Source organism: Azotosporobacter soli (assembly GCF_030542965.1).
GTDB classification, from domain to species: Bacteria; Bacillota; Negativicutes; order SG130; family SG130; genus Azotosporobacter; species Azotosporobacter soli.
In genome coordinates this window covers 330,107-346,474 of record NZ_JAUAOA010000001.1, presented here as the reverse complement: position 1 = coordinate 346,474, position 16,368 = coordinate 330,107, and the positions used below count along the sequence as shown (strand labels likewise).

The window sequence follows — 16,368 nt, the reverse complement described above, 5'->3', positions numbered from 1 at the left end:
CTTCGCTGCGCCGGGGAGGAGCAAGGAATTTGCCGCGCTTAACGCGAATGCTACATAGAATCCTTTGTAGTCGTGTGGGGAGGAAACGAGAATGAAATTACGCATTGTCATGGGCCGGGCCGGCGCGGGAAAGACCGAACGCTGCCTGGAAGAGATACGCGAACGTTTGCGGCGAGAGCCGCAAGGTTATCCGCTCTTATTGATCCTGCCGGAACATGCCACCTTCCAGGTAGAGAAAGAACTGGCGGCGACGCCGGACCTCGGCGGTTTTGTCCGCGCCTATGTGTTTGGCTTTCGCCGTCTGGCGCATCGTGTGCTGCAGGAAGCGGGCGGCATCGTACGACCGCAGGTCACCGAGCTCGGCAAGCGCTTGATCGTCGGGCGTCTGCTGCGCGAAGAAAGGGCGCGTCTCAAGGTCTTTCAGCAGGCGGCTGCACAGCGCAGTTTTCCGGATACGCTGCTTGGCCTGATTCGCGAAATGAAGTCGTACAACCTGACGCCGGAAGCGCTTGGTGCAGCGGCGGAAAAATGGGACGGCCATCCGCTGGGTGATAAGTTGCAGGATCTGGCGCTGCTCTATGGTGAACTGCGCGATTTTCTCCGGGAGAGTTACAGCGATCCGGAAGATTATCTGACGCTGGTAGCCGAGAATATCGATCGCTCGACGTTGCTGCGTGAGAGTGAAGTATGGCTGGACGGCCTGACTTGGTTCAACCCGCAGGAGATGGCGGTAATCGAAGCGATGCTGAAGACCGCGCGCCAGGTGACGGTCACGCTATGCCTCGATCAGGCGGATTCGCCCGAGCATGCGTCGGAAACGTCGCTCTTTCACCGGCAGTGGAATACGCGGCGCAAGCTAAGAATGCTGGCCGCGCGCATCGGCTGCGAAGTCGAAGAAATCGAGCTGACGTCGGCAGGGCGCTTCGCGGCAGCGCCGCTTTTGGCGCATCTGGAGCGCCGTTTCTGGCAAATGCCGCTCGAAAAATGGACAGGAGGCGGGCTTGACGCCCTGAGGCTGAGCGAAGCGGTGAACCGGCGCGGCGAAGTCGAGGCGATGGCGCGCGATATCCGGCGTTTGTGCCGCGAAGAAAACCTGCGCTGGCGCGAAATTGGCATCTTGCTGCGCGACAGCAACGCATACGGCGATCTCGTGGAACGCGTGCTGGGCGATTTTGAGATCCCTTTCTTCAGCGACCGCAAGCGCTGTCCGGTGCATCATCCGCTTGCGGAATTGCTGCGTTCGGCGCTTGAAGCGGTGGGGCGCTGGCACTATGAAGCGCTGTTTCGCTGCTTTAAGACCGATTTCTTTGCGCCGTGTCGCGATGAGATCGACCGGCTCGAAAATTATGTCCTGGAATTTGGCATCCAGGGTCGGCAGCGTTGGCTGGGGGAAGAGGGCTGGACGTTTTGGCGTCGTCTTTCGCTTGACGAGGATCGGGAACTGGACGAAGATCGTGCGGAATACTTGTTGGAACTGAACCGGATTCGCCTTCTGGCGGCTGCGCCGCTCGGACGTTTCGACGCGGCGATGGGCAAAGCGGCCACAGTCGCGGAACGGACGGAGGCGCTGTACGGTTTGCTGGAAACGCTCAATGTTGCGGAAACGCTTATCGCATGGGCCGATCGCGCCGAAAGTGACGGGCGGTTGGAAGAAGCGCTCGAACACCGGCAACTTTGGGAACATGTCGTGGAATTGCTCGAGCAATTGGTCGAGACCTGCGGCGAACAGGCGATGAACCTTGAAGAATACGCGGCGCTGGTCGGTGACGGCTTGGAGGCGATGCGCCTCAGTCTGATCCCGCCGGGCCTTGATTATGTGACCGTCGTTTCGCTCGAAGAAACGAGCCTGACCAACCTGAAGGTCGCTTATGTGCCGGGTGTCAACGAAGGGGTCCTGCCGATGCGCAGCAAGGGGGAAGGTCTGCTCAGCGATGCCGAGCGCGCCGTGCTGCTCGATGCGGGGCTGGAACTGGGGACGGGCGTTCAGGGCGATGTGTTTGCCGAGCAGTTTCTGGTTTATACCGCATTGACGCGAGCCAGCCATCGCGTCTGCCTCAGTTATCCGCTTTCTGATGAAGAGGGCAAAGGTCTTGCTCCGTCGCCGCTGATCGCTCGCCTGCGTCAAATAAGCGGTGTGCCGCTCTTAGCGTTGCCTGCCGAAGCGATAGGGGAAGCGGCGCTTAGCTATGTCGAACAGCCGCAGCGCGCGATATCCGCGATGGGCGGCGCACTGCGCGCCTGCCTGGAAGGCGAAGAACTCGGCGCACTGTGGCGCGATGTTTATAATTGGGCGCTTCCGAAGCAAGAGATGCAGCGCCCGCTGCGTCAGGCCCTGGCGGGTTTGTTCTACCGCAATGAGGCGGAGGCGCTGACAAAAGAGCAGGCGCGGCCGCTCTATATGGAAAGCGGGCGTCGCCTGCGCGGCAGCGTTACCCGCTTCGAGTCGTTCCGCAGCTGTCCATTCCAGCATTTTGCCCGCTATGGACTTAAATTGAAGGAACGCCAGGTCTTCAAGCTGGCAGCGCCCGATCTCGGGCAGTTCTTCCATGCCGCGCTGAAGAATTTCGGCTTACAGCTCCAGGCGGAAAAGCGCGATTGGGGCAGCGTGCAGGAAGAGGAATGCGGCGCGCTGGTCGGCAAAATCGTGGAAGAGCTTGCGCCGCGCCTGCAAAATGAGATTCTCTTCAGCAGCGGGCGGCACCGTCATTTGCTGCAGCGCCTGACGCGCACCGTCGAACGCGCCGTCCGCCGCCTGGTCGAATTCGACCGGGTCAGCAGCTTCAAACCGGCGGCGCTGGAAAAATCATTCGGCTCGGGGCCGGACAGCTTTCCGCCGCTCGTTTACATGCTCTCCGGCGATGTGGCGCTCGAGGTCGTCGGGCAGATCGACCGTTTGGACGTGGCCCGAGCGAAGACCGACGGGCAGCAATTTCTGCTAGTCATCGATTATAAATCCGGCGGCGCGTGGATCAAGCCTGCGGATGTTTATCATGGCCTGCGCCTGCAGCTCCTGACCTACTTGCTGGTCGCCTTGCGCGCCTATCCGGAGAGTCTGCCTGCGGGCGTGCTCTATTATTTTCTGCGCAGCCCGTCGCTCAGCGGCGACGGCCCGCTGGCGGCGGCGGAAATCGAACGCCAGCTCAATCAGATGCTGAAGATGCCGGGTTGGGTCGTGGCGGAGCCCGAGGTGGTCAATTTGCTGGACGGCGCGATGCAGGGACGCTCCGAATTCTTAAAGCTTGCGCTGAAAGCGGACGGCAGCTTTTATGCCGACTGCCTGCCATATGTGAAGAGCGAGGAAGAATTCACCGCCTGGTTGGCGCATGTCGAGAGCCTGGTGGTGGAGACCGCCCAGCAGATTCTGCAGGGAGATATCGCGATCAGTCCTTATCAGTTGGGCGATGCGACGCCGTGCGGCTATTGCCCTTACGACAGCGTCTGCCAGTTCGATCAGCGTCTGCCGGAAAATCGCTACCGCCGTTTGGCCGAACAGGTCCCGACGCCGGCAGCAGCAGGGAAAGAGATGGAAGAAAAGGACGGTGAAGACCGATGAGCTGGTCAAAAGCGCAGCGCGCGGCGATTGAGACGCGCGGCTGCAACATTCTGGTGGCGGCTGCTGCCGGATCCGGCAAGACGTCGGTCTTGGTGGAACGTATCATCCAACGTCTGCTCGATGAAAAAGAACCGCTAGACGTCGATCGCCTCCTGGTGGTGACGTTCACCAGTGCCGCGGCCGCGGAGATGCGCGAACGGATTGGCGCGGCGCTGCAGCGCGTGCTGCAGGAAAAAGGCGGCGATCGTCACGTCGAGCGTCAGTTGGCGCTGCTCGGTTCGGCTTCTATTTCCACGCTGCACGGATTTTGCCAAAGCGTGATCCGCCAGCATTTTCATCGACTCGACCTCGATCCGTCGTTCCGTGTCGGCAGTGAAGCGGAGATGGAACTACTGCGCCAGGATGTCTTAGAGGCGTTGTGTGAAGAAAAATACGCGGCGGCGGAAGAAGGTTTCCTCACGCTGGTCGAGCATTATGGCGGCGAACGCGATGATGAACCGCTTTATCGTCTGGTTCTCGATCTGTACGAATTCTCGCGTAGCCATGCCTGGCCGAAGGAGTGGCTGGAAAACCTGCCGCGCGCATTTCATAGCGACGCGGGACAGGGCGTCGACGATACGCCCTGGGGGGCGTTGCTCAGGGAGAAGGTGGCGCTTGAACTGGGCGCACTGCGCGAAGCGGGCGCGGCGCTGGCCGACGAGCCGCAATTGCCGGAAGGGTATGTGCGGATCCTCGAAGAGGACGGTAAGGCGCTCGATGAACTGAGAGAGTCCCTTGGCAGTTGGCGTGCATTGGAACAGGGGCTGAAGGCGGTCTCGTTCGCGCGGCTGCCGAGCGTCAAAGAGGCGGCAGAAGAAGATAAGAAGCTCGTCCAGCAGCAGCGCAAGCGCTGCAAGGACAAGCTGGAAGAATGGAAGACGCAGCTCTTTGGGCGCAGTCAGGAAGAACTGTTGGCGGATCTGGCTTTGGTCGAACCGCAGGTAAGCGCGCTTTCGACGCTCGTGATTGATTTTTCCGTCGCGTTCAGTCGTGTGAAACAGGAAAAAGGACTGGTCGATTTCAGCGATCTCGAACATCTTTGCCTGCAGGTGCTCCGCCAAGACGGCGCTTCGCCGCAGGACGAGACGCCGTCCGCAGTCGCGCTGGCATTACAGGAGAAATATGAAGAGGTCATGGTCGACGAGTACCAGGACACGAATGGCGTGCAGGAAGGCATCCTGCAACTTCTGGTGCGGCGCGACGCGCCGAATCTTTTTGCGGTCGGCGATGTAAAACAGAGCATCTACCGCTTCCGACTCGCGGAACCGGAACTGTTTCTGGAAAAATATCGCGGTTATCCGGGACGCACCGATGGCAAACGGATTGATCTGGCGCAGAATTTCCGCAGCCGCGACGGCGTACTGGCGGCGGTGAACCAGGTCTTTTCGCAGCTTTTGACGCCTGCGGTGACGGAACTCGAATATGGCCCGGCGGAACATCTCAATCCGGGCGCGTCCTATCCCGAACCGCCCGGCAAAGGGCTTGCCGGGCCGGTGGAAGTGATGCTGCTCGAACGCGCGCTGCAGTCTTCGCCGGAGGCGGAAGAGGAGGACGACGCCTTCGCTGCGGAGGCGCGCACGATCGCACGGCGCATCAGTCAGCTGATGGCCCAGGAACACTGGGTCTTCGATAAAGAGAGCAAAGAGTACCGGCCGCTGGCCTGGCGCGATATCGTGGTGCTGCTCCGTTCGGTGCGCGGCAAGGTCGAAGTCCTGCAGGAGGCGCTGCGCGAAGCGGGCATACCGGTCTATGCCGATCAGGCAGGCGGCTATTTTGCCGAACCGGAGATAAAGATCATGCTCGCATTGCTCAATGTGATCGACAACCCGCGCCAGGATATCGCGCTGGCAGCGGTGCTGCGCTCGCCGCTGGCCAACTTCACGGCCGAAGAATTGGCGGCGATCCGTCTGCTCAAACCCGGCGAGCCATTATGGGCGGCGCTGCTTGAGGCGGGCAAAGCGCCGCATGACGTTCTCGGGGCACGGGCGCATGACCTGGTCGCACGCATCGATGCCTGGCGGAATCTCTCGCGCTGCCAGGGTGTACCGGATCTGATCTGGCAGATCTATCGCGACACCGGCTACTATGATGTGGTGGCGGGCATGCCGGGCGGTGCGCTGCGGCAGGCGAACCTGCGCGCCCTTTACGACCGGGCGAGGCAGTATGAAACGACGAATTTTCGCGGTCTGTTTCGCTTTTTGCGTTTCATTCAGCGCATGCAAGAAAGCGGTGCAGATCTTGCGGTGGCGAGGACGCTTGGCGAAAGCGAGAACGTCGTGCGCGTCATGAGCATCCATAAGAGCAAAGGGCTTGAATTCCCGGTCGTGATCGTTGCCGATCTGGGGAAATCCTTTAATCTGATGGATACGCGTCAAACGATGCTCTGCCATAAGAAACTGGGCGTCGGGCCCTATGTCACGCAGCCGGAGCTGCGCTATAAATATACCAATCTGGCGCGTCTTGCGATTGCGCATAAACTGGTGCTCGAAACCAAGGCAGAGGAGCTTAGAATTCTCTATGTCGCGATGACGCGGGCGCGGGAAAAGCTGATCCTGATCGGCAGCGTGAAAAAGCTGGCGGAACGTCTCGATCTTTGGAGCCGACAGGGCAGACAGCCGGGCGTACTCCTTTCGGACGGCGTACTGGCAGGGGCGGGCTGCTTTCTCGACTGGCTCGGACCCATTTTGAGTCGTCGTGCCTTTGGCTTGAAAGCATTCAGCGATGAATACTGGCAAGTCTTACTGCCCGAACGGATCCTCGCGGACGCAAGAGACGACGCGGCGGACGGGATCGACCAGATCGCGGTGATCAAGGCGGGACAGGCGCTGCGCCCCGGAGGTTTTGAATCTGAGGTGGCCCGGGCGCTGGACTGGGAATATGCGCAGGCGCTTGTCGTTGACAAACCGGCGAAATTGTCGGTTACCGAAATTAAGCGGCGCTATGATCTTGAACAGCAGGCGGATGCCGAAAAACTCTTCAAGGCGAAAAGTGTGGCCAAACGGCCTGCCTTCGTGCAGGCGGTACGAAAAATGAGCGCGGTCGAATACGGCATCATGATGCATAGCGTGATGCAGAACCTGCGTCTGGAAGAAAAGCTTGACGCGAACGTGATCGCCACACAGCTCGAAGAGATGACGCTGCGTCAGCTGCTCAGCGAAGAGCAGGCGGCGCAGGTCGATGCCGCAAGCGTCGCCGCCTTCTTCGCCTCGCCGCTCGGACACCGTCTGCTCGCAGCAAAACAGGTCGAACGCGAGTTGCCGTTCAGCATCGTCTTGCCCGCGCAGCGTTTTTATCCGGAAGTGAAGGATCCGGCGGAGACGATTTTTGTTCAGGGCGTGATTGACGCACTGTTCTTCGAAGAGGACGGTCTGGTGCTGCTCGATTATAAGACCGACCAGGTCAAAGACGCGCAGGCGCTGCGGGAAAAATACGCGCTGCAGCTCTCGCTGTATGCGGAAGCGGTGAGCCGCATCCTTAAAAAGCCGGTGAAAGAAACCTACGTCTATGCCTTTGCTGCGCAAGAAGTCGTACGCTGCGGCTAGAAAAAAGACTGTCGTGAAAAGGCGATTTTTCCTGCCTTTTGCGACAGTCTTTTTCTCTGGGAGCGGGGGCTTGTGCATGTATACAATATTTTCGTCTCTTGGCTAGAGAAAAAAGAGAGACTTGATGTTATAATTGGAACAGTGTTGGACGTATGAGGAGAAAAAATATATAAAAGTTACATTATAACAAAGACAAAAGAGGACTCTCGTACGTGCAAGGAAAACAAAAGGAGGTTGGTGCCACGATGACTTATGTAGCGAAAGAATTTGAATTCCCGACGACATTAACAGGCCTTAGCGACACGCAATTGGAAGGACATTTGGAGTATTACCGCAAGCACATCGCGCAGCTGAATCAAGTGCGCACCAGCGTAGCCGGCATGATCAAACGCGGACAGGTGGAAACGCCGAATTACAGCAATTTGCAGCACCATCTGGCCAGCGGCGCCGATCAGGTCCGCCTCCATGAATTGTATTTCAAGAATCTGGGCGGCGACGGGCAGTTGCCGAAAGGGACGACCCTTGCGGCGCTTTTATCGGAGCACTTCGGCAGTTTTGAGGCCTGGCGCAAGGACTTTCAAACGACTGCGAACATGCCGGGGCTTGGCTGGGCGATTCTGTACCGCGACAATGTCAGCGGCAACCTGAACAATCTCTGGCTGGACGAGCATCAGGGACTGAGCGATATTGACGGCCGTCCGCTCTTGGTGATGGATGCCTGGGAACATGCCTACAAAGATGATTACGGCTTTAACCGCTACGAGTACGTGGACGCTTTCTTCCGCAACATAAACTGGCACGAAGTTGCCAGCCGCTTATAAAAAAGAAGCGATAAGATCACACGATCTTATCGCTTCAGAGTGTAGACAATTGAAAAAACAGAATACGATAACAGGAACGAATAGAAGGATTAAAAAAACGATAACACGAAGAAGCGAAGCGGGCCGATCCTATCGGCCCGGCGAGAAGAAAGGAAGAAGTTAAAATCTCTTCCGACCTTCCCTTCTTCGACTCTTCGTGTAAAAACGTCTCACTTGATTTCGTTTTGTCGAGAGTCTCAACCGATAAGAGCTACGATCTTATCGGTTTCTTTTTTTTACGTCGCAGTACGCACCGAAGAAAAAGGCGCAGGGTCTTTATAACCGGTATAAACGGCGACCAATCCGCCGCTGAGACGGCGGCAGCGAACCGCGCTGAGATTGAGATTGCGCAGCAGCAGGCAGATCTCTTCCGGTTCGGGCAGCGTCTTCAGCGACTCGGGCACCATCTGGTAGAGACGATGTCGCTGCGGGCCCAGGTTGCCGATCGCGGGAAGCCAGTAATTGGCGTAGAGATGATAGCATTGTTTCAAAATCGGCAGGCGCGGCTTGGCCAGTTCCAGGATCACAATCGTGCCGCCCGGTTTGGTGACGCGGATCATTTCCTTGAGCGTCTGCGCGATGTCGGAAACGTTGCGCAGACCGAAACCGATCGTGCTGCAGTGAAAACGGTGGTCGGGAAACGGCAGATGCAGCGCGTTGGCTTCCAGATACTGCACGACTGGCAGATACGGCGTGCCGTGCAGATTCGCCTGCGCCCTCGCCAACATCGCCGACGAAAAGTCGACGCCGACGACCGATCCTTCCGGCCCCACCTTGCGGGCCAACTGCAGCGTGAGCTTACCGGTACCGCAGCAGACGTCGAGCGCGATCTGGCCGCGCTGCAGGCCGGAATGGAAGACCGCGCGCCTTCGCCAATACGCATCGAGATTCAGTGTCAACAGGGTGTTCATCAGGTCATAACGATCAGCTACGGCGGCAAACATTTGTCGAACGAAAGTTTCGTCGCGATGCCGCTCCGTGGTTTTCATCATGATCGCCCCCATGTTTTGTTGGGAAATAATCCCTATGAACTATTATACCTCTTTTTCGCGCGGTTGTGACCAGGGTCACGGCAGGAAAATTATCGCTTGCGTATACTGGAGGAAAGAGTGTGCGTGAGGTGAGGCGATATGAGGCTGTGGCAATGGTTCTGCCAATTGGGACGGCAAAGCAAAGAAAAGAAAAAGGACGTGATCTGTCTGGCGGCGGAGGAAAAGGCGAAAGAAAGCGGCGCGGACATCTGCAGCCAGCTTTGTGGTTCTAGCGCCTGCCGCTGCGGCGGAAGCGCGCGAGGATTCTATTGCATTTGGACGTACTACAGGGTAAAATGAATTTATTACGGAATTATGACGAAATGAATGGATGTAGCGATGATGCAGCAGGATTGGGGCGAGATGACGCTGTCGAGGCGGCGCTTTTTGAAGATGTGCGTCAGCACGGCGGTGGCCGTAAGCGGATCACAATTGCTAATGACTCTGGGAACCAGCAGCGGTTTGGGAGAACGCCTGGTGCCCGTTTTGGCGTACCATCGCGTCGGTTTCACAACGAGCGACCTGACGGTCTCGCTGCAGCGTTTCAAGAACGATTTGCAGCAGCTGAAGGCGGATGGCTACACCAGCATCACGCTGCAGGATTTCATGCGCTTCATCGACGACAAAAACGTGGAATTACCGGAAAAACCGGTCCTGATCACGTTTGACGACGGGTATCAGGACAATTATGAACATGCGTTCCCGATTCTGGAACAGTTCGGCATGGTCGGCTCGTTCTTCGTCATCACCGGCATGCTGGGACAGCCGGAGCGGGTGACGCCGGAACAGGTCAAGGAGATGGCGAGACACGGGATGTCGATCGGCTCGCATACGGTGAGTCATCGTGCGCTGGCCGAACTGTCGGCGGAGGAAGCGAGCCTCGAATTGACGATGTCGAAGGCGACGCTCGAAGACCTGCTCGGCGCGGAAGTCTCGGCGATCGCCTATCCGCGCGGCAGCTACAGCGAAGAGACGATAGCGATCGGCAAGAGCTGCGGCTACAATGCCGGCTTCACGGTCAAGGAAGGCACCTGCATCAAACATTCGCCCGATTTCGAACTGAGCCGGATACCGGTCTTCCGTTTTGACGGGAACCTGCGCCAGATCCTGCGCAAGCGCGCCGGACTTGGGGTCGGCTGATAAAAATTTACATAGTATGTTTTGTTGACAACTTGATGATATGTTGCTATAATCATAAATGTGTTACCGGGCACGGAGGGGTGTCCGAGTGGTTTAAGGAGCTGGTCTTGAAAACCAGTGATCCCGCAAGGGACCGTGGGTTCGAATCCCACCCCCTCCGCCAAAACGTTCCGCGGGCTATACAATTCAATATGGAGTGGTACTCAAGTGGCTGAAGAGGACGGTTTGCTAAATCGTTAGACGGGGTAACTCGTGCGTGGGTTCAAATCCCACCCACTCCGCCACAAGCAATGGTTCCGGGGCTGGGAATGAATTTCCAGGCTCCGGTTTTTCTTTATCTATATTTAACTTGTCGTTGTAATTTGTAAAACAATTGAGTATAATACTATTCAATACAATAAATAGTTTTCTAGGGTTCCGCAGTTCGCTGGTCTGGTCCGAGAGAAAACGACAGTCTTTGAACTGTAACACGGAGGGAGAAAAGCCCGGGAGAATAGCTGTAATATACAGCCTATTTTCTCGGGCTTTTTTAATTGGTGCTTTGCTAATAGAGGTGATAAAACAATATGAACAAGGTTTGGTTAAGGGTTGTTATCGCTGCTTTTTTTGAAGTCGCTTGGGTAATTGGGTTGAAGCATGCAGGCAGTGCATTGGAATGGGGCTGGACATTATGTGCCATAATCATCAGTTTTTATCTGATGATTATGGCGGGACGTGATCTTGCTGTTGGGACGGTATATGCTGTTTTCGTTGGAATTGGAACAGTGGGAACCGTACTGGCAGAAAGTATATTGTTTGATGCGCCATTCTTTGTGACTAAGCTCGCGTTGATCATACTACTGTTAAGCGGTGTAATCAGTCTTAAAATGCTAAGCAATCAGGTGCGATGATATGGATTGGCTACTGTTAATACTGGCAGGTGTCTTTGAGATGATAGGGGTAGCGATGATTAATAAGCTGCACCATGATCGCAACAGAAAAGCAATAGTGCTGTTGATTATAAGTTTTGGGTTGAGCTTTTTCTTTCTATCACTTACGATGAAGACATTATCTATGGGAACTACTTATGCGGTGTGGACAGGGATTGGTGCTTCTGGAGGAGCGCTACTTGGGATGGTTGTATATGATGAACCGAAAAGCTTATTAAGAATTATTTCTATTTCCGTTGTGCTTGGTGCTGCTGTTGGCCTAAAACTAATCGAATAGTGGCTATGATGAAAGGGAGGAAACGAAAAGTGTTTAGAACAATGAGAAGAGGGAAGCAATTGTTATCTATGGAAGACACGATTGCTGTGCTGGGTCGGTGTACAAATGGAGTCTTAGCGTGCTTAGGAGATGAAGATTATCCTTATGCCATTCCAGTTAGTTATGTTTATTTCAATGGCAAAATTTATTTTCATTCAGCAAAAGCGGGACATAAAATCGATTCGATTAACAAGCATTCCAAGGTGTCTTTTTCAGTAATCGATGAAGATACGATAGTAAGTGAAAAGTACACTACTTATTTTCGTAGCGTAATTGTTTTTGGCAAAGCAAGAATCGCAGAAGGGAATGAATGGCGAGACGGTTTAAAAGCTTTAGTTGAAAAGTATGCAGGCGACCAGCCTGAAGAAGGAAAACAAGAAGAAATAAACGGATGCACGCAAACATATGTCATTGCCATTGACATTGAACATATGACAGGCAAAGAAGCGATTGAATACGTTAATGCTAAAAAATAATAGACAAATTTCCGTTATGAAATAATACACAGAAATAGCCATCTTCAATTGAAGACGGCTATTTTGTGCGTAAAAGACTTAATGGGATCAATTACTGCAAAACATATACCTATGGCATCAGCAATCGCTCTATGGAGAATATTCTAAGCGGTTGCTATACTGCAAGAAAAGCAGAATTTATAGTTTGAGAACAGGGGATTATTTTTTGTGAGTTAACTTCTTATATTGAGTGGGCGTAAGATTTTCTCGCTTTCGGAATAAACGGGAAAAGTAAAAGACATCAGTATAGCCTAAGGTGCTTGCTACTTGACTGACATTCATGTCTGTTTCGGCTAAAAGCTTTTTAGCATTTTCCATACGGATCTGAATTAAAAATTGCGAGGGTGAAACTCCGACTTCATTGGTGAATTTTACTGTGAGATAAGAACGACTTACTCCCAATGTTTTTGCTAACTTATCTACAGTCATGTTATGTGCACTGGATCTCATAAGTTCTACAGCTTTTCGACACATCTGCGTGCTTGTATTCAAATCGCCTTCATTTCCTTCAAAAGAACTGGAAGACAAGAAGTATTGAAAACTTTCGATAACAATATCGCAATTGATGGACTTATCATTTTTAGTGCCAGTGCAAAAAATTTTGATTATATGGTGTCCATAGTTCAATTTACTGTTTATATAAAGTAATTGTTTTGTTAGTCGCACCGGACTGTATGTATCTACGGTGGTCTGGTAGATTCCATCAATCAATACATCTGCTTTACCGCAATCGTGATTCACGGTGCCAAGCCATTTAATACCTGAGCCATAAAAATTGTATTCAGCATATGCTTTAGGCATAGCCGTATAATATTCTTCATGTGCATCGCCAATAGGGGCTGGCCATGGTTTCCAGTGGCCTGTATATAAAATGTTTTCATTATCATGAGGTACCGCTATCCATTGCGAAGATGAACACGATTCAAGCAAGAGGGCGAAGATTTTGTTTAATCCACTGGCAATGTGAAGTTCATCGGCAGCAGATAAATAATCATAGTGTATCACGATGGTTTTTAGTTCCTGGAAAAAACGTGGTTCACAGATGCCGTTAATTAAGGGATGGGTATTGGTTATAGACAATTTATTCATAAGACTGTCTACTGCTGGCCCGTAAAAGTCAATCCACCATATTTCGGCGGGAACTGAAGAATTAATCGTTAATTGCAGCGGTGTGAACTTTGGCTGAAAGAATACATCATGTTGTTGAATAGTATGCGTTTTTCCAGCTAGGTGAATAACTCCTTTTCCACTTACTAAGTAATAAAGACGCATTTCATGAGTTGTTTCTAGAATCTCTTGAAACGTCTTTCTTTTAGTGAAATAGCCACTCTCTGCTAAAAAAAGGCCGGACAGAATTTTGGAAGAACTCAAATCAGTTGAAACTGTGTTCACCACTTTCCGTGGAGACATAGTACTTTCCTCCTTTCAAGGAACAAATATAACTCTGAGTTAATTATACTGACTTTAAGAATAAAATTCATCGCGGTCAACGAATGTGCAAAACTTTTTGATTGATTTTTCATGAATATAACAAAAACACAAAACTAAATATGCGAAAAAAGGAGAGCTGTTAATTTATGTTGCTTAATAGAACACTATAAAAAGGTAGATTGAAAGTAGGAGTAGCCATTGTGTTTGTGCGAGTAAATATCTTTTGGAGGGGTTATGATGAGTCAAAAAGAGCTGAGTTTCAATGCAAGAGCAATTCATGTCGGAAGTAAACCAGACCCTACTACTGGAGCCCATGTTGCACCAGTTTATCGGACATCAACATTTGTCATGAAAAATGCAGATGAAGCAATTCTTGCGGGATATGGTGACAGAGAAAATGTTTATGCGTATACAAGGTATGGAAATCCAACAGTACATGCAGTGCAAGAGAAAATCGCTTCTCTAGAAAATGCAGAAGCCTGTTTAGTAGCGGCATCAGGAATGGGGGCTATCACTACGGCTCTGCTTGCAGTATTAAGTGCAGGTGATCATTTAGTTGCTGCAGATACAATTTATGGAGGAACCCATGGATTTATTAAAAAGATTTTACCACGCTTTGGTATTGAAGCTACAATGGTGCCAACGATTGGCGAAAGTGTTGAAAATATTAAAAAATTCATTAAAGGGAATACAAAAGTCATTTATATTGAAACTCCATGTAATCCGATTTTAGGAGTTACAGATATTAAAAGGGCAGCTGAAATAGCACACGAAAGAGGTGCGCTACTCTTCATTGACAACACTTTTGCAACACCGTATTTGCAACAGCCGCTGTCTTTGGGGGCTGATATTGTCTTACATTCGACAACTAAATACTTAAACGGTCATGGAGACGTTTTGGGTGGTGCGATCGTTGGAAATAAGAAATTAATCCATAGCATGGATAATGACTTTTTAAAATGGATGGGTGGAATTATGTCACCATCAGATGCAGCGACGCTGTCTAAAGGAATTAAAACGTTAGGTGTCAGAATGGACGTGCATTGCGCTAATGCAAGAAAAATTGCTGAGTTCTTAGATAATCATGATATGGTTGAAAAAGTATTATACCCAGGATTAAGGTCTCATCCAGGCTATGATATTGCTAAAAAGCAAATGAGAAATTTCGGTGGGATGATGAGTTTCAACATTCGAGGAGGCTTTGAAGCAGGGCGCATGTTAATAGACAATGTTAATTTAATTAGTCTAGCCACTTCTCTCGGCAATGTTGACTCTCTTATTCAACACTCGGCTTCAATGAGCCATGCCTCTATGACTAAAGAGGAACGAGCGGCAGTTGGTATTGCCGAAGGTCAGGTTAGGTTGTCAGTGGGAATTGAGGAGGCAGAAGAACTTATCAGTGACTTGGATCAAGCGTTACTTCATGTAAAGAAAAAACTGAAAATGTAAAATTGGCATTCCTAACATAAACGCATGTTCAATAAGTTGTTATTCTGGTAATAGTGGCGTTTCCACCCACTCCGCCATTTACAAGACATCCGAGACGGGAAGAAATTTCCTTGTCTCGGTTTTTTGTTGTCTATTGGTGTTAGTTGGTGGTAGAAAAAAATCCTTTTATCATTGACGGAGCAATGACCAAAGGATTTTTAGCTTATATGCCCCAAATAGGAACAATCAAATTTTGGCTGTCAAATGCCGACAGCCTATCAGTTGTACAAAGTACGGCGCTTGTGCCGCGTTCTAAACTGGCCTTTTCAATCACGCCAAACACACGAGTAAGCTGCTGTTGAGGAGTGGCGGTTTTTTTGATTTCCATAGGGTATAGCTTGCCGCTGTCTTCAAGGATAATATCAATTTCCTTAGTGTCTTTATCGCGGTAGTAGTAAATAAAAGCTTCCCGGCCACAATTCTGATAGCTCTTAACAATCTCCGAGACAACAAAGTTTTCGAGGATTGCACCGCTCATGGCTCCGTTCATCAGGGTATCGCTGCTACCCCATTTGGTTAGGTAGGCTACCAAGCCGCAGTCGTAGAAATAAAGCTTGGGCTTCGTTACCATACGTTTCAGCATATTGTTGGAATAAGGGTGGAGATAAAACACGATCCCCAGTTTTTCTAAAATCATCAGCCAGTTTTTGGCGGTAATCTGGTCAATGCCAGCAGCGTCAGCAATCGTCTTGTAGTTAAGCATCTGACTGCACAGGGCGGCTGCTGCCGTGATGAAATCCATAAACTTGAGCGAATCGATAGAGCCAGAAAGCTCTTTTACGTCCCGGTCGATATAGGTGCTGATATAGCTGGAATACACTGCGCGAAAGTCGCTGTGCTGTTCGCTGATAAGGGCGGGCATGCCGCCTTTGAAAATACGCTCATATAGTGCAGGCGTATCAACCGGAGTGCGGCGCTTAATTCGCTGAGACAATTGTTCCAGATCGACTACAAAAGGCTCGGTGGCAGTACCGTAGATTTCCGCTTGTGACATGGGAGCCATATGTAGCAGACAGACACGTCCGGCTAGCGATTCCTGTATTCCACCCATCAATTTGAAGACCTGCGAACCGGTCAGCCAAAAGTCGCCAGCCTGTCGATTTTGATCAACGTGTATTTTGATATAGGTAAACAGCTCCGGTGCATACTGTACCTCATCGATAAAAACGGGTGGTTTATGAATTTGCAGGAACAACTTTGGATCATTCTTCGCCATCTGGCGCTCCGTCAAATCGTCCAGCGTGACATACTCGCGTCCGATGTTCTCTTCTTCGGCTAGTTTTTTTAGCATGGTTGTCTTGCCAACCTGCCTTGGGCCGGTAAGCAGCAACGCTGGGAATTCCTTGTTAAGTCGAAGGAAAGTACGCTCCATTGCTCTATGTATATAATTCATGAGATCACCCCCCTCTTTTTTTTGTCGGCCAAAGTTTAACTTTTGTACATTATAGCCGAAAAGAGGTTTTCGAGCAATGAATTTCGGCCGAAATACATGAAAGCAAGATCGTAACCGAAACAATTGAAATG

At 51.6% G+C, this 16,368-nt stretch carries 12 protein-coding genes, 2 tRNA genes and 1 riboswitch; of the genes, 11 read left to right on the top strand and 3 right to left on the bottom strand.

The window, feature by feature from the left end; all coding sequences use genetic code 11:
• Positions 1–91 precede the first annotated feature (91 nt).
• From addB to QTL79_RS01535, 3 genes are all read left to right on the top strand, one after another.
• Entirely contained in the window at positions 92–3,553 is a 3,462-nt protein-coding gene (gene addB, locus QTL79_RS01545) for a helicase-exonuclease AddAB subunit AddB (protein ID WP_346353167.1), read from the top strand.
• Complete coding sequence (addA, locus tag QTL79_RS01540; RefSeq protein ID WP_346353166.1) at positions 3,550–7,134, top strand: helicase-exonuclease AddAB subunit AddA; 3,585 nt, start codon at positions 3,550–3,552, stop codon at positions 7,132–7,134. The genes addB and addA overlap by 4 nt, the downstream gene beginning before the upstream one ends.
• A 245-nt stretch (positions 7,135–7,379) precedes the next feature.
• Entirely contained in the window at positions 7,380–7,955 is a 576-nt protein-coding gene (locus QTL79_RS01535) for a superoxide dismutase (RefSeq protein ID WP_346353165.1), read from the top strand.
• A 275-nt stretch (positions 7,956–8,230) separates the two neighbouring features.
• Here QTL79_RS01535 and ubiE read toward each other — a convergent pair whose 3' ends face one another.
• Positions 8,231–8,986, bottom strand: coding sequence for a bifunctional demethylmenaquinone methyltransferase/2-methoxy-6-polyprenyl-1,4-benzoquinol methylase UbiE (gene ubiE / locus QTL79_RS01530; protein WP_346353164.1), 756 nt, complete (start codon positions 8,984–8,986; stop codon positions 8,231–8,233).
• Positions 8,987–9,124: 138 nt separating this feature from the next.
• Here ubiE and QTL79_RS01525 point away from each other — a divergent pair, with 138 nt between their 5' ends.
• The 7 genes from QTL79_RS01525 (at position 9,125) to QTL79_RS01495 (ending at position 11,886) form a co-directional block, all read left to right on the top strand.
• Complete coding sequence (locus QTL79_RS01525; RefSeq protein ID WP_346353163.1) at positions 9,125–9,325, top strand: hypothetical protein; 201 nt, start codon at positions 9,125–9,127, stop codon at positions 9,323–9,325.
• 27 nt (positions 9,326–9,352) lie between these two features.
• Entirely contained in the window at positions 9,353–10,165 is an 813-nt protein-coding gene (locus QTL79_RS01520) for a polysaccharide deacetylase family protein (RefSeq protein WP_346353162.1), read from the top strand.
• A gap of 74 nt (positions 10,166–10,239) precedes the next feature.
• Positions 10,240–10,328: transfer RNA gene (locus QTL79_RS01515), tRNA-Ser, on the top strand.
• A gap of 30 nt (positions 10,329–10,358) precedes the next feature.
• A tRNA-Ser gene (locus QTL79_RS01510) sits at positions 10,359–10,449 on the top strand.
• 114 nt (positions 10,450–10,563) lie between these two features.
• Positions 10,564–10,659, top strand: a riboswitch (guanidine-I (ykkC/yxkD leader).
• A gap of 72 nt (positions 10,660–10,731) precedes the next feature.
• Positions 10,732–11,055 (top strand): DMT family transporter, encoded by a 324-nt coding sequence (locus tag QTL79_RS01505; protein ID WP_346353161.1) that lies wholly within the window; start codon positions 10,732–10,734, stop codon positions 11,053–11,055.
• Position 11,056: 1 nt separating this feature from the next.
• Positions 11,057–11,371 (top strand): DMT family transporter, encoded by a 315-nt coding sequence (locus QTL79_RS01500; RefSeq protein WP_346353160.1) that lies wholly within the window; start codon positions 11,057–11,059, stop codon positions 11,369–11,371.
• Between the two features lie 29 nt (positions 11,372–11,400).
• On the top strand, positions 11,401–11,886 hold the full coding sequence (locus tag QTL79_RS01495; protein ID WP_346353159.1) for a pyridoxamine 5'-phosphate oxidase family protein: 486 nt from the start codon (positions 11,401–11,403) through the stop codon (positions 11,884–11,886).
• Between the two features lie 198 nt (positions 11,887–12,084).
• Here QTL79_RS01495 and QTL79_RS01490 read toward each other — a convergent pair whose 3' ends face one another.
• Complete coding sequence (locus tag QTL79_RS01490; protein ID WP_346353158.1) at positions 12,085–13,335, bottom strand: AraC family transcriptional regulator; 1,251 nt, start codon at positions 13,333–13,335, stop codon at positions 12,085–12,087.
• A gap of 255 nt (positions 13,336–13,590) precedes the next feature.
• Between QTL79_RS01490 and QTL79_RS01485 the strand changes: the two genes are divergently transcribed.
• Positions 13,591–14,805, top strand: a complete 1,215-nt coding sequence (locus QTL79_RS01485) for a trans-sulfuration enzyme family protein (protein WP_346353157.1) — start codon at positions 13,591–13,593, stop codon at positions 14,803–14,805.
• A 202-nt stretch (positions 14,806–15,007) separates the two neighbouring features.
• On the opposite strand, the gene QTL79_RS01480 is transcribed toward QTL79_RS01485, so the two are convergent.
• Positions 15,008–16,237, bottom strand: coding sequence for an ATP-binding protein (locus tag QTL79_RS01480; RefSeq protein ID WP_346353156.1), 1,230 nt, complete (start codon positions 16,235–16,237; stop codon positions 15,008–15,010).
• Positions 16,238–16,368: the final 131 nt, after the last annotated feature.